Raw genomic sequence first — 14,357 nt, forward strand, 5'->3', positions numbered from 1 at the left:
TGTCTTTAGTTTAAAACTGTTATAGGCAATTGTAAGCATCGAGTAAACAAGTATTTTTTCTGCAGGACTTAATACGAAAAAATGAATTTCTTATGATACGATAGTCTTAGAATTAACAAAAAGGAAAAATGTAGAAAAGGGGAGTATAATGTTTATTTCAGGTTTAAATATCAAAAACTTTAGATGCTTTGAAGATATATTCATAGAATTCAACGAAGGGATGAATGTTTTAATAGGTTCAAATAATGCTGGGAAAACTACGGTAATAAAAGCCGTAGAGTTGTTATTTAATCGATCAAAATCTAAAACTTTTACAATTGATGACTTTAACAAAAAGGTAGATTTATCCTCACCGCCTGAAATTACAATTGTGGCTACTTTAAAATCTTCTTCAAAAGATACCATAGATGATAAAGCAATTGTAGCAAGCTGGCTGACAAAATTAGATTCACCTTGGGAAGCAACATTAACCTATAAATTTTTTCTCCCTGAACAGGATCATAAGGTTTATAAGGAACAATACGAAAAATTATCAAATCAAAAAGAGCGATGGGCATTATTAGAATCAACTTTAAAGCGTTATGTATCAAGAGTATATGGGGGTAATTTAATAAGTAAATTACGGGCAGAGGGTGAATATTTAGATAAGATCCATTGTGAAACCTTAGATGCACTTCGAGACGTTGAAAGTAAAATGTTTACTGGAAGAAATACTTTGTTAAAACAGCTACTTCTACATTTTAAAAACTCAAATTCTGAAAAGAATAAAAAAAAATCATCTACTAATAATGAACAACTCTCAGAGAATTCATTTACACATTATTCACAGTTATTAGTAGAGAATTTAATTGGGAAGATAGATCAACAAGAGGTTTTAGATTTTGCAGAGAAAACGGGAGCTTCAATAGGAGGTACTCCTGCATTAGATGGTTCCTTACAGGAAAGTGATGTATTGTCGGTATTACGTCTAATAATTAGGGATCATACAGGAATAGAAATACCAATTATCAATAATGGTATGGGGTACAATAACCTAATTTTTATATCTTTGATCTTATCTAAATTCAAGATGATTACATCAAAAGAATATGGTGAGAATGCAAAAACTTTTCCTATTCTATTAATTGAGGAGCCAGAAGCACACTTACACCCAGCTCTCCAATATAATTTCTTAAAGTTTCTAAGTGAAGAGGTGAAGACTCAAAGTTTTAGTAGACAAATCTTTATTACTACACATTCTACACAGATTACTTCTGCTGTTGGATTGGAACCAATAATATGCTTAGAGAAGAATAACAGCGGTAAGATTTTCGCAAGATATCCAAATAAAGTTTTTTCTGAGACTAAAGAGGATCAAGAATCTAAAAGGTATGTTGAACGATTCCTTGATGCAACAAAATCAGCTATGTTATTTTCAAAGTCTGTTTTATTAGTTGAAGGTATGGCAGAACTTATTTTGCTTCCAGAATTAGCTGAAAGAGAAGAATATGATTTAGACAAGCATCATGTATCGATTGTAAGGGCGGATGCTCTTACGTTTAAACACTTTATTAAATTGTTTGGTGCAGGGATAAAGGCAGAAAGGTCTAATTTTGCATTACAAAAAAGAGTGAGCTGTATTATTGACGCAGATCCAAGAAAGATAGAAAAGAAAAAAGAAGGCGAAGAACATAAAGTAAGAAGGTGGAAAAAATGTTGGCCCTTTGAACTTAACTTTGACACTGAAAATTATGAGTATAAAGGAAACTCAGGTGCTTTGCAAAATCTATTGATTCAGAATGAGAATTGCATAAATGTAAACATTTTTTATAAAAAGGAGAAGGGTAAAACTTTTGAATACGATTTAGCGTGGGACAACTATCAAAGTAAATGGTTATTTGATGATGAATCAATAGAAATAGTTGAACTTCCAGAATTAGCCCAAAGTGGTTGGACTGGAAAAGAAAAAGAGCGTGCAAAGATAGCTTCCAGCTTTCTAATATATGCGGAAAATCAAAAGGGAGAATTGGCATTTAATTTAGTAACTAAGTTAGAAGAAGAAGAAAATAAATTAAATATTCCTATTCATATCAAAGATGCTTTCAAATGGGTTTGCTATAAAGATGATAAAAAGGGGGGAAAGGAATGATGGACAATCAGATAGTAATTTCTTCTGACGATCGATTTGCTGACATAGATAGTCATTTTAGAGTTACTGCTGGGCCAGGTGCGGGAAAGACTTTTTGGCTTGTCGAGCATATAAAGAATGTTCTTCAAAACACTACGAAACTTTTATATACATCAAAGATTTCTTGTATAACATATACAACGATCGGAGCCGAAGAAATCCTTAATCGTTTAGGTGATAACTTGGATAAGGTAGATGTTTCAACAATTCATAGTTTTTTATATGCCAATATTGTAAAGCCATACGTACATCTTCTAAAAGATAGTTCAGGAAATATGATTGTTAATGTCGAAGATATGGAAGGACATTTTGAGAATATAGCAACTCAGGGGAAAATCTATACATGGCAAAAACAAGTTAATAATGCTCGTTTTATAAGTGACAAAAAAAAGATAAAAAAGTGTTTGGAAAATTTAGATTGGATTTTAGAAGATGGGGATTTCACTCTAAAACCAAGAAAAGATTATCTAAGAAAAATAGGAAAATATAGCATCAAGATAGAAGACTTTCCTATTTATAAACAGCTTTATTGGGCTGAGGGAATTATTCATCATGAAGATGTCTTGTATTTTTCATACAAAATTCTAAAGGAACACCCGTTAATTCTTGAACATATAAGTGCAAAATACCCTTATATGTTTCTGGATGAATTTCAAGATACAAACCCAATACAGGCGGAAATAATAAAATGGTTAGCCAAAGCTGGAACAGTAGTTGGTGTAATAGGTGATCCAGCCCAATCTATTTATAGTTTTCAAGGTGCTTCCAGGACTGATTTTGTAAACTTCTATCTTCCAAACCAAAAAGATTATAAGATTGAAAATAACAGAAGGTGTGGAAAAAAGATAGTTGATCTACTGAATCATGTCAGGAAGAATGATGAATTAATTCAACGGTCTGTTCGTAATGAAAGTGATTACTATGTTCATTACATTGAGTGTTCTGATGATTTATCTCAAACACTTTCAAATTTTCACAAGTTGAGAAGTGAATTAGGCTTGAAAAATAATTATTGCGTATTGACTCGTAATAATGAATCAGTGAAGAAACTCAAAAATACGGAACTTACAGATATTTGGATAACTTTAAATGAGGCTGATCAGAACAGAGAAAGGCTCTTAAAGGGACTATTAACGGCATATAAGTTAGTTGTAGATGGTCGAAATGAACTTGCCGTAAAAGAGGTTATTCGATCATTAAGAACGGATAAAAACAGATTAATTAAACCACCATTTCAGGATAATCAGTATATTGATGATATTTCTAAAAGAAGCATTGCTGTTGATTTGCTTGAATTTTTACTAAATGAAATAAATCAATCTCTAAATTTTACATTATTTGTTTTCTATGAATCTTTACTTAATTTCCTCCAATCAAAGGGATATAGATTAAAAAAAGTAGCAAATGGAAAATTTAAAACAACTTCCGAACGTTCTACTATTCAAGAGTTACTCGATAACTTAATTTTACCTGAAGAAAAATCTACAGAAATAAGAACAATTCATAAAGCAAAAGGTACAGAATTTGAATCTGTACTTATCTATCTTAATGACATTAAGGAAATAGAAAATTTACTTACACCAGAAATTGATTCGGAAGTGAATGATGATACACGAATACTCTATGTGGCCATGAGCAGAGCAGAGGATTTATTGTGTATTGCATGCCCTCCATTAGAGAAAAGTTATAAGGAGAAATTTACTAATCTTAATATTATTGAGAGGCAATTGGTTACTATTCGAGTATAAAAGATACAGTTCAACGATTTCTAAGCATTGGTATTCTTAGTGTTGAGAGGAGCTTTAAGATGGTAAGAAAAGTAATTCTAAGTAGAAAAGGATTTGATAGTACTACAGGTGGTAAACCAAGTCCGATTATAGATAATAAATTTGTTTCCTTACCTATTCCAAGGGCTGATTCAGGAGATTTTTATAAAAGCCTAATATTTTCTCCGACAGAAAGCTATCTAAAGGTAATGAAGGACTTAGGAATAAAGCTGTATTCGGAAGCTCACTTAGATCCTGATTTACAAAAGTCGATTCTAAATGAAAGACCAGAAAATTGGCGTGGTTTATTTGGACAGAGTGGAATTTCACAAGGTACGTTGCACAATCGAAATGTAGGCGAAGGTGACATATTTCTGTTCTTTGGTTGGTTTAAAGAAGCAAGTAAAGTAAATGGTGTATGGAAATATTCAAATAATGCTCCTGATATTCATGCGATTTACGGATACTTAGAAGTTGATAGAGTCTTAGATATACAAGCGAGAGATTCTGTTCCCACTTGGACAAAATACCACCCTCATATCAAGAGAAGAAGAGAGTATGGAGAACAACGTAATAGTGTTTACATGGCAACTGAAACATTTTCGACTAACCCCAATAAACCAGGATGGGGGAGTTTCAAATATAGTCCTCAACTTGTACTTACAAAGGAGGGAGCAAAAACTAAATCCTTGTGGGAGTTGCCACCTTGTTTCAAACGAGAACAATCTAATTTTACACACTCGTTAAAAATATGGAATGTACTTCAAAATAAATGTGTGGAAATGCAAACAAACGGAAGAGGAGATCAAGAAATGTTTATTAGTAGTAATCCAAAAGTGGTTGCTTGGGCAGAAAATTTGATTAGTTCATGCTCTTTATACGAATAGAATTTACTACTTTTTTAATTTTCTTGTTCAAAATAAGAGAATCGGAGGGTAATATGACAATTGGAAAATGCTCTGAATGTGGAAAAGAAGGAGAATTGTTCACAACTACTTCTACCAAAATTGAAAATGGAAGAAGCTATTCCTTTTCAGTCCAAAAGGATAACAAACTTTGCCAAACTTGTTTGGACTTAAACATGTGGTCAAGTCTCATTATCTCTGATTATAGAAGACTTGATTTGTGGAAACAGTTTGCTAAAAGTAGAAAATACGATATAAAACTGCTTGAATTTAACCCTACTTATCCGAAAATCATTTCTGTAAAGGATCGAATTTATAAAAATAATGAGTATGAACATGAATATATTAATATTGGTTTTGGTATGAACGGTTTTATGTTTACTGGAACTGTTCATGTTTATAAAGGTGATGTAAATGGAATGACTCTTTTAAATATGGAGTGCGAAAATAAGAAATTTACATATCCAAATAATGAGAAACTATTAAAATTTGTTGAGAAAAGACTTGTTCCAAAACTAAAGAATAAAATTGATCCTTATATCATGGGAGAAACATTTAGACAAAGGAGTTAGGAGGATGTTATGAAAATATCAGAGAGTTCTCTAAAAAGAAATAAATATATCAGAGAAGTGAAGGAGTCGAAAATCCATAACGATTGGTATGTTTGTACGTGGACAAAATTAATTGAAGACGAAAAAGGTAAAAAGTTTACTATAGAAATTATCGAATATGATATTGGGAAATTAGGGAAATTTGGGTTTCCAAAATACAGCTTTGAAGGCTCATTTTTTAGAAATGATTATAAAGAATCCTTTACGGTTTCGTATAGAGGAGAATCTGAAACTTTAAAAGATATTGAGAAATTCTATGAGGAAATTTGGCTAAAAATGTCTTGTCAGTATGATTATGAAGATTAAATCTAATTAGGTACTGATGTATTAAAGGAAAATGGGATTTTCCTATGCATACGATGAGGAGTGTGTATTTAAAAAATGAGTAAACCAAAGGCTTATGGCACTTTCGTTAAAAGAGGAGACAATATTTATCGAACATCAGCTTACATTCAGTGGGGAAACTCAGAAAAATCTATCGGGGCTTGTCTCTTACTCAATCCAGGCTCAGCCACACTTGATAAAGATTTAATTTATTCACTTGATACGGTAGGTTCAGCCAGTGGATGGATAAAAACAGAAGATCCAACGATGGAGCAATTAATCTCATTTATCGAAAAAACTCATGAAAAGAATCAACTAATTTCAGGCAGGTTACACATCTATAATTTATTCAATCTTCAAAATACCAAATCCGAAAATGCAATTGATCAATTTGAAGAGCTTGTATCATCTGGTGAATATGATATTAATGAGTCTTTAGTGGCTTTAGATGAATTAGTATTGCATCCATGGATTCTTCTTGGATGGGGAGTCAAACAAGAAATACGATGGAAAAACCTTCAACATATTAAGGGGAGATGGAGAGAACGGATTGTAGAATCAAAGATTCCTACCTTCGGAAAAAAGCATGCAAAGAAAAATGAGTACTACCATCCTTGTCCGCTAATACCAACTCAAAGACCATTAATATTGAATGAACTCGTTGAGTTATATAAACAGAGGGTTTTTGCCCAAAGAAAGGAACATGAACTACTGAAAAGATATACATTACTTAAATGGAATGGTGAGTATGGGATAGAGACAAAATTTATTGTAAAAGATAATTTAACAAATATGCAAAGTTTGCTTATTCCTGGAAAGTTGGAAAGCATGTATTGGTTTGAAGCTAATTTAGCTAATGATGTTGCTGTTACAAATTGGGAAGATTTTGGTGACACAAGTTTGGATGACTTAGAAGATGTGATGATGTAAAAAGTTATCGGAAAAAGGTTGGTGGTAAAAAATGAATAAAGCAGAGTTTGAGAATTATATTAAAGGGTTTGTTAAAGACATAAAAAGAGAATTTGATAAAAACTTTAAAAACAAGTTAAAAGGAATTATTGGAGATTCGATGATAAGGGGTAATAACCCCACTTTATCTAACATTGTTGAAGATAGATTTGCTCAGCTTCTATATACAATCTATTTAGAAAAGAATTATTTGTACTTAATTGACGTAAGTTTTTCTACTAAATTACATGGAGAAAGCAAGTCAATTCGGCCAGATATAGTTGTAATCGAAAGAAAGAGTAATAAAATCGAAGCTATTTTTGAGTTGAAGATAGACGATGCCAGGGCAGATGACAATTGGGTTGAACAATCCCAAGCAAAATTGAAACGTCTCAAAGATATTAGCAAAAATGAAGATAAGGAGAAAAATTATATCCATTATACGACAATAAAGATTAACAATAATGGTGAACCAATGAAGACAAGAACTGGGCGTTTTAGCAATACCATCCATAATATCAGTTGCTCTCAAAATGCAAAATTAGCTTGTATAACTTTATGTAAAGAAAATAGTAGGAAAAAAGCAAATTCTGAAGTATTCAGAAGTTCAGGTGAATTTGCAATGTATCTCTCAAACAAGCATTTTAATAATAAAAATCATACCTTACAAGATTTATTAGATGAAAAGAATCTCAATACAGTACAGTTATACGATTTACTAATACAAATGAATCTGTAGTAAATATGCAGTAGTATTAAAAATGGAAGCAGATTATTAAAGGTTATTAAATGCATAATAGAATAACTTTCATAGGAGTTACATATAGAAGGAGTCGAAAGTTATGGTATCAATATCTCGAAAAGACCTTTATTCAAAACTCTGGTCTATCGGAATCACAAAAACGGCCATAGAGTTAAATATTCCATATAATAAATTAAAAAATGCTTGTCTGTCTAATGATATACCTTTACCAACGGCATCATATTGGAGTAGTTTACATATGGGGAAGGAAAAACCTACACAATTATTTCTTCCAAATCCAAATCAAAATCCAATCATTACAATCGAAGTAGTAAAAGCAAAAAAAGGCACTCCACAAAAAATAACATTAAAAAATGATAACTCTGAATCCACAATTAATACCGAATTCATTTCTTCAAATAGTGATATACCAAGTCAACATGGATATTTCATTTATTTCACCAAAGACGAACAAATATTGTTTGCTCAGATATATAATTCATTGAAAGTAAACAAAACTATATCATCAAAGCCACATAAAGAAATCCTAAAATATCAGCAAAAGAAAAAAGATAGCATTTCATATTATGATAGGGAAGCAAAGTTAAAGATAAATTCATCGTCTGGAACAGTTATTCCTGAAACTCTGCCTTTTATCGACTGTTTATTCAAATCTCTTGAAAAAGTAGGAGCAAAAATAAGCATTACAAACAAGGAAACTCAGGTAATATACAAAAGCTATACTTTTATACTGAATTTTAAACTTCCTTCTAATAAAGTAAAATTATCTCCTGATGATAAAGATTATTCAAGATATAACACTTATAAATATGTTGCTACTGGGAAAATGAATGTTGAAGTAGGATATTACCTCGAATGGTATAAGTGGAGTCAAAATGAAAAGCTGATTACACAAACAAAAAAAGAAACATTTGATGATCTGTTAAAGAAAGTGTTTCTTTATATTTTCTCACTACCTCAAAAAATTGATGAAGAAACGGAAAAACATAAAGTTGCAGAAGAGAAAAAAAGACGAGAAGAAGAACAAAGAGCCATCTTAAAGGATCAACATGATAGGGAATACCAACGTACCGAGGGATTAATAAAGAAATCAATAGAATTTTTCTATTCTCAATTAGTCAAAAATTATGTTGAATCTGAATTACATAAAAACTCAGATGAATATAATTGGGGTATGAATAAATCAAATTGGATAAAAGATTGCGATGCCTCCCCTGATTCTATATTATCAACTAAGGATAAAGAAAATTTAATTAACTTTAAATTTCCAAAAGGTTTTTAACCGTTAAATTTTACTTGATTATGGAATTGTATGGTTTAATTAATCAGAATTAGTAAATGTTTTTGGAACAAATTGGAGGAGTGTGTTTTGCTAAAAGGTCAAAAGCAATTGGAAGAAGTAAATAAATACTTTTCGATACTTACTAATTACATTGAATTTCAAAATAGTTCGGGGTACTTTGATATAAATAAGTACTGTGAAAACTTCTTTTGTGAGTTGTTGAATAAAGTATATGATTTGGAGTTAGAAAATCTGAATAAAATTAAAGTCAATTTCCCTGCTGTTGACTTAGGAGATTATAGTGAAGGTGTATGTTTTCAAGTTACATCTTCGAATGGAAGAAAAAAGATAGTTGAAACTGTTGAAAAGTTCGTAGAAAACAAACTTTATGAAGATTTTAATGAGCTAAATATCTTGATTTTAGGATCTAAAAAGAATTATAAGAAAAGTGACATTGATACTAATGGAACTATTGAGTTTGATATTGATAAGAATGTCATTGATTTAAAAGATTTAGTAAAAGATATCTCCAATCTTAGAAATAAGAGGATTCGAGAAATTCTTGAATATTTGGAGGAAAATGTTGACCTTGAAACTCGTCAACCAAGTTATCTTTCTGGAATTAAGATGAGTGTAGCTAAAATTCCAAATAATTGTGCGAGTTATTTAAGATATTTAGATGTTTCTAATAGTATTGAAGCCAAGGATATAGTAGGAGATATAAAGTTATTTATTAATGATTTCATGCAGTTAGATGATAATACAAGAGAAATTGTTTATGCCATAATTAATAAGAGAAATTTGATCGATGAAAGAGGTATCCACTTTAATCATGTGGAGATTAGAAAGTATTTGAGGATAGAACAAAGTAAACTCTTTGAAGAACTTAGGATCTTGTATGATAGGGATTATATTTCTTCTGCCGATGATAATGGTACAGAGCATGATATACTTGGATACTGGACTAAGCATTGGGAAGTATTTAATGATTTAGTTAATTATTGTTTGTGGGGGAACATTGATATTAAAGAAATGATTGTGAATTTAGATTTCACATTATTGGATTGATAAAGTCTGATACCATTTCCTTAACACTTATAACTACTATGTGACACCGTAAAATAAAAGCTACACGTTATAATAAACTCGCTACCACCTGCAACCGCCAGTGAAAATAAAGTCTGTACCGAAAAGCATGAGCAAACAGCCCGTCAGGGCTGTCCTATCAACATTCGAGAAAAAAGTCAGAAGGAAAATCTTTATTTTAACTCGATAAAAAACGTGAAAAAAAGCGTGAAAAAATCCCGAAAAACTGATGGTTTTTGAAGAGAAAAAGGGTGAAAAGCGGGAGAAAAGGAAAGACTTTATTTTAACAGCAAACGGTGGAATGCGGGTTTGAGTGGGGGAAAAATGTAGGGTGTATTTTTTAACGGCACAAAAGTAAGACAATTAACCAACAATTATAATTCTAACCGTGAAAGGTTTTATTTCTATACCAAAAAACCACTCCTTATAAAAAATAGGGAGTGGTTTTTTGTTGATAATCTTCGTGAATGAGGGTAAAATTAATCGTCTGATTACGCAATATTATATTTAAAAATACAATTCACGAACATTAAACTTAAATATAATATATATCATTCGTATTTTATATTGCCAAAGAGAAATTAATAAATTATAATACTCATGGAAGGAATACAACTTATACTTGTTTACCAGCATGAATAACCCTTTTTGAAAGTGAGGCCAGATATGACACAGCGAAGAATCCCATACATCATCTTGGCTCCAGGATTGATTCTTTTGATTTTATTCTTGGTGTTACCGCTTATTACCGCCATTTACCCAACCTTCTTTGATGGAGGATTCACCTTGGCGAATTATACTTCGTTCTTCTTGGATGATTATAATTTTGGTATTTTTTGGCGGACGATAAAAATTTCACTGATTGCAACATTGATTTGTGTAGTGCTAGGAGTTCCGACTGCCTACTATATTTCGAAAAGTCCAAAAAAATGGCGTGGCCTGTTAATGTCGATTACATTGTTTCCATTGTTAACGAATTCGGTTGTGCGAAGTTTTGCATGGATCACCATTTTGGGACAAGACGGTATTCTAAATAATGCGTTAAAGGGCTTGGGGTTAATATCAAAACCACTTACCCTGCTTTATACGGAATTCGCCATTGTGATTGGCTCTGTGTATCTCTTCTTGCCTTTAATGGTCATTACTTTAGTGGGGATATTAGAGAACATTGATTCAGAAATTATGGAAGCTGCAGAAACGTTAGGCGCCAATCGTTTGGTTGCTTTTATGAAGGTTATTCTGCCGTTAAGTGTGCCCGGAATTATTGTTGGGAGTATATTGGTTTTCACTGGAAGCATGACCGCTTATACTACCCCGCAATTATTAGGCGGAAACCGGAACATCATGCTAGCAACTTTCTTATATCAAAATGCGACTGCGTTAGGAAACTGGCAGGGTGCCAGTGTTATTGCTTTGATTATGATTGTTGCGACTTTGATCGTGATGAAGCTGTTCAACTGGGTTGCGGGCCGCATGGATAAGAGAGGTGAGGCAAGTGCGTAAAAATGTTGGTTTAAAAGTCTTTGCGGGTTTGGTTTTTGCGTTTTTGCTAGTACCTTTGCTGATCATTATCGTGACTTCTTTTGGAACGAATTCAACCATTCAATTTCCAATTAAAGGTTTTACCCTTGATTGGTACGGCAAGGTGTTTAGTAATGAAGCCTTTATGGACAGCTTTTTTCTCAGTCTAAAAGTAGCTTTTATTGCGACACTCTTGGCATTGATTATTGGCGTGCCAGCTGCCTATTCTTTGGCGCGTCATAAGGTTTTTGGACGAAATTGGATTAAGAGCTTCTTCCTTTCGCCAACAATCGTGCCTGGTTTGGTCGTTGGATATGCGATGTATCAATTTATTGTGATTAAGTTCCAATTCCCGATTATCCAAGGATTATTGTTAGGCCATTTCCTAATTTGCCTGCCATACGTAATCCGGGTTGTCGGCTCAACGATTGAGCAGTTAGATTTTTCAATTGAAGAGGTTTCATGGACGTTAGGCTGTACAAAATTACAGACGTTTATCAAAGTAGTGCTGCCAAACATTACTTCGGGAATTTTTGCTTCCTTTATGCTTGCGTTCATTAACTCCTTTAACAATATTCCTGTTTCGCAGTTTTTATCAGGACCAGGTGTTACGATGCTGCCAACCAGCTTAATGAATTATATTGAATACAACTACGACCCATCGGTTTCGGCATTATCCGTTGTTTTAATGCTAGGGACGATTGTTTTAATGTTCATTATTGAAAAAACATTAGGGTTAGCCAGTATTTCATAGGAACAGACAGAATACAACAGCGACGGGGGTAGAACAGCATAATGTCCTATGTTGAATTAAAAGATATTCGTGTCAGTTATGATAACAAAGCTGACATATTAAAAGATTTAAATTTATCGATTGAAAAAGGAGAATTGGTCTCTTTATTAGGACCATCCGGATGCGGGAAAACAACCACTTTAAGGGTAATTGCCGGCCTAATTGAGCCAAATGACGGCGAGTTCGTGGTTGATAATCAAAACTTAACGAAAGTGCCCGTTCACAAGCGGGAATTTGGAATGGTCTTCCAAAGCTACGCCTTGTTTCCCCATCTAACAATTAAAGAAAATGTTGCATTCGGGTTGAAATTACGCAAGGAAAAAAAGCAAAATATTGAAAAAAAAGTAAGTGATATTTTAGCGATTACGGGATTAGAAGAGCTAGGCAATCGTTATCCTAAGCAGCTCTCAGGCGGGCAAAGACAGCGTGTAGCCTTAGCTCGAGCCTTAGTGATTGAACCGAAATTATTATTATTAGATGAACCACTCAGCAACCTGGATGCAAAATTGCGCCTGCAGATGCGGATTGAAATTAAACGGATCCAAAGCCAATTGGGGATTACATCCGTGTTTGTCACGCATGACCAAGAGGAGTGTTTTTCGATTTCGGACAAGGTGGCCGTTATGAATAAAGGCGTGATCGAGCAGTTCGACACACCTGAAGAAATTTATAAAAACCCAAAAACGGAGTTTGTGGCCCGCTTTATCGGGTTTGAGAACTTCTTTAAGCTAGTGCCTACCGAAGACTGGAAGTATAAAGCAGTTGATGGAACGGTCTTCGAAACCACCCGCCAATGGAGACCAGCAAAAGGTACAGGAACCATTCGTCCAGATGATATTGAGATTGGGGAAGGTACCGCGCCAAATACCAACAATGCGGTATCAGGAAAGATAAAGGTCCGGACGTTCCTGGGCAAGTCCTACCAATATGAGGTAGAAACCCCGATTGGAACATTACGGGCAAATAAAGCGGATGATGTCATCTACCAAGTTGGAGACACAGTTACATTATCCATCCCTGCTCACAAGCTAATCATAGTTTAATAGACAATAAAATTATTAATAAAAATACATCTAAGAAATGGGGACATGAAAAATGAAAAAGACAATAGGTTTAGTAGGTTTAACTCTTGCGGCTGCTAGTGTACTGGCTGCATGCGGCGGCGGCAGCACTGCAAGCAAGGAAAAACCAAAAACATTAGTAATCTCAACTTTTGGTTTGGAAGAAGATAAGATGCAGGAAGATGTCTTCAAACCATTTGAGAAAAAATATAATGTAGACATTGTGTTAGAAACAGGTACAAGCTCTGAGCGTTTAACAAAGCTTAAAAGCAATCCAAACTCAACGGTGGATGTAATTGAATTGTCCCAATCCAATGCGGCTGACGGTGTAGCAGCAGGTCTTTTTGAAAAAGTAGACAGCTCCAAGGTGCCAAATATGGACAACTTAATCGATAGTGCAAAAGAATTAGCTGCAGATGGTTCTGGTCCTGCTTACACGTTAAACAGTATCGGAATTGTCTATAATAAGAAGACAGCAGGGAAAGAAATCAAAGAATGGAATGATTTATGGGATCCTTCTTTGAAAGGGAAAATTTCCATTCCTGACATTGCGACTACCTTTGGCCCGGCCATGCTTTATTTAGGAAGTAATCACGAAAATACTGAGATTTCAAAGGATAATGGTAAGGCAGCGCTTAAAGGGATTACTGATATAGCACCAAACGTGGTAAAAACGTATAGCAAATCATCCGATTTGGCCAACATGTTCCAATCAGGAGAAATCACAGCAGCGGTTGTCGGCGACTTTGCTGTTCCGATGATTACCGAATCTAATCCAGATGTCGCTTATGTTGTACCGCAATCTGGGACTTACGCCAACTTTAACACTATCAATATCAACAAAAATTCTAAAAATAAAGATTTAGCTTATAAGTATATCAACTGGAGATTAAGCCAGGAAGTTCAAGAAAAAACTGCCGTTTCTCTAAATGAAGCGCCAACCAATAAAAAGGTAGAGCTAAACGAAGAAACAGCAAAAAATAAAACATATGGTGATGTGGCAGCTCGTACAAAGAAAGTGGATTCACTATTAGTCAATAAGAACCTTGAATCTTGGATCAATCAGTGGAATAGAATTTTGAACAAATAGTTTGGGTTAGGAAAAGGGCTGAGGATCATCTTGGCCCTTT

At 33.5% G+C, this 14,357-nt stretch carries 13 protein-coding genes; all 13 read left to right on the top strand.

Annotation, left to right across the window (positions count from 1 at the left end):
* The first annotated feature begins 148 nt into the window (after positions 1–148).
* The gene (locus KHB02_RS06150) at positions 149–2,128 is read left to right on the top strand and encodes an ATP-dependent nuclease (RefSeq protein WP_213147710.1); all 1,980 of its coding nucleotides are present in this window, start codon (positions 149–151) and stop codon (positions 2,126–2,128) included.
* On the top strand, positions 2,125–3,915 hold the full coding sequence (locus KHB02_RS06155) for a UvrD-helicase domain-containing protein (RefSeq protein WP_241113748.1): 1,791 nt from the start codon (positions 2,125–2,127) through the stop codon (positions 3,913–3,915). The genes KHB02_RS06150 and KHB02_RS06155 overlap by 4 nt, the downstream gene beginning before the upstream one ends.
* Positions 3,916–3,974: 59 nt before the next feature.
* Positions 3,975–4,820: an Nmad3 family putative nucleotide modification protein gene (locus KHB02_RS06160; protein ID WP_213147709.1), complete on the top strand. Its 846-nt coding sequence runs from the start codon at positions 3,975–3,977 to the stop codon at positions 4,818–4,820.
* A gap of 53 nt (positions 4,821–4,873) precedes the next feature.
* The gene (locus KHB02_RS06165; protein ID WP_213147708.1) at positions 4,874–5,410 is read left to right on the top strand and encodes a hypothetical protein; all 537 of its coding nucleotides are present in this window, start codon (positions 4,874–4,876) and stop codon (positions 5,408–5,410) included.
* Positions 5,411–5,419: 9 nt separating this feature from the next.
* On the top strand, positions 5,420–5,755 hold the full coding sequence (locus KHB02_RS06170; protein ID WP_213147707.1) for a hypothetical protein: 336 nt from the start codon (positions 5,420–5,422) through the stop codon (positions 5,753–5,755).
* A gap of 75 nt (positions 5,756–5,830) precedes the next feature.
* Complete coding sequence (locus tag KHB02_RS06175) at positions 5,831–6,703, top strand: hypothetical protein (protein WP_213147706.1); 873 nt, start codon at positions 5,831–5,833, stop codon at positions 6,701–6,703.
* Positions 6,704–6,734: 31 nt separating this feature from the next.
* Positions 6,735–7,460: a hypothetical protein gene (locus tag KHB02_RS06180; RefSeq protein WP_213147705.1), complete on the top strand. Its 726-nt coding sequence runs from the start codon at positions 6,735–6,737 to the stop codon at positions 7,458–7,460.
* Positions 7,461–7,563: 103 nt separating this feature from the next.
* Complete coding sequence (locus tag KHB02_RS06185; RefSeq protein WP_213147704.1) at positions 7,564–8,766, top strand: hypothetical protein; 1,203 nt, start codon at positions 7,564–7,566, stop codon at positions 8,764–8,766.
* Between the two features lie 87 nt (positions 8,767–8,853).
* Positions 8,854–9,834, top strand: coding sequence for an SMEK domain-containing protein (locus KHB02_RS06190; RefSeq protein WP_213147703.1), 981 nt, complete (start codon positions 8,854–8,856; stop codon positions 9,832–9,834).
* Between the two features lie 684 nt (positions 9,835–10,518).
* Positions 10,519–11,355, top strand: coding sequence for an ABC transporter permease (locus KHB02_RS06195; RefSeq protein ID WP_213147702.1), 837 nt, complete (start codon positions 10,519–10,521; stop codon positions 11,353–11,355).
* Positions 11,348–12,127, top strand: a complete 780-nt coding sequence (locus tag KHB02_RS06200; RefSeq protein WP_213147701.1) for an ABC transporter permease — start codon at positions 11,348–11,350, stop codon at positions 12,125–12,127. The genes KHB02_RS06195 and KHB02_RS06200 overlap by 8 nt, the downstream gene beginning before the upstream one ends.
* A 41-nt stretch (positions 12,128–12,168) precedes the next feature.
* The gene (locus KHB02_RS06205) at positions 12,169–13,209 is read left to right on the top strand and encodes an ABC transporter ATP-binding protein (protein ID WP_213147700.1); all 1,041 of its coding nucleotides are present in this window, start codon (positions 12,169–12,171) and stop codon (positions 13,207–13,209) included.
* A 52-nt stretch (positions 13,210–13,261) separates the two neighbouring features.
* Complete coding sequence (locus KHB02_RS06210) at positions 13,262–14,317, top strand: ABC transporter substrate-binding protein (protein WP_213147699.1); 1,056 nt, start codon at positions 13,262–13,264, stop codon at positions 14,315–14,317.
* The last annotated feature ends 40 nt before the right edge of the window (positions 14,318–14,357 follow it).

Origin of the sequence: Neobacillus citreus, from assembly GCF_018343545.2 — a bacterium.
Classification (GTDB): Bacteria; Bacillota; Bacilli; order Bacillales; family Cytobacillaceae; genus Neobacillus; species Neobacillus citreus.

Coding starts and splice junctions, on each gene's coding strand:
- KHB02_RS06150 (WP_213147710.1), top strand. CDS start 149: ATGTTTATTTCAGGTTTAAATATCAAAAACTTTAGATGCTTTGAAGAT.
- KHB02_RS06155 (WP_241113748.1), top strand. CDS start 2,125: ATGATGGACAATCAGATAGTAATTTCTTCTGACGATCGATTTGCTGAC.
- KHB02_RS06160 (WP_213147709.1), top strand. CDS start 3,975: ATGGTAAGAAAAGTAATTCTAAGTAGAAAAGGATTTGATAGTACTACA.
- KHB02_RS06165 (WP_213147708.1), top strand. CDS start 4,874: ATGACAATTGGAAAATGCTCTGAATGTGGAAAAGAAGGAGAATTGTTC.
- KHB02_RS06170 (WP_213147707.1), top strand. CDS start 5,420: ATGAAAATATCAGAGAGTTCTCTAAAAAGAAATAAATATATCAGAGAA.
- KHB02_RS06175 (WP_213147706.1), top strand. CDS start 5,831: ATGAGTAAACCAAAGGCTTATGGCACTTTCGTTAAAAGAGGAGACAAT.
- KHB02_RS06180 (WP_213147705.1), top strand. CDS start 6,735: ATGAATAAAGCAGAGTTTGAGAATTATATTAAAGGGTTTGTTAAAGAC.
- KHB02_RS06185 (WP_213147704.1), top strand. CDS start 7,564: ATGGTATCAATATCTCGAAAAGACCTTTATTCAAAACTCTGGTCTATC.
- KHB02_RS06195 (WP_213147702.1), top strand. CDS start 10,519: ATGACACAGCGAAGAATCCCATACATCATCTTGGCTCCAGGATTGATT.
- KHB02_RS06205 (WP_213147700.1), top strand. CDS start 12,169: ATGTCCTATGTTGAATTAAAAGATATTCGTGTCAGTTATGATAACAAA.
- KHB02_RS06210 (WP_213147699.1), top strand. CDS start 13,262: ATGAAAAAGACAATAGGTTTAGTAGGTTTAACTCTTGCGGCTGCTAGT.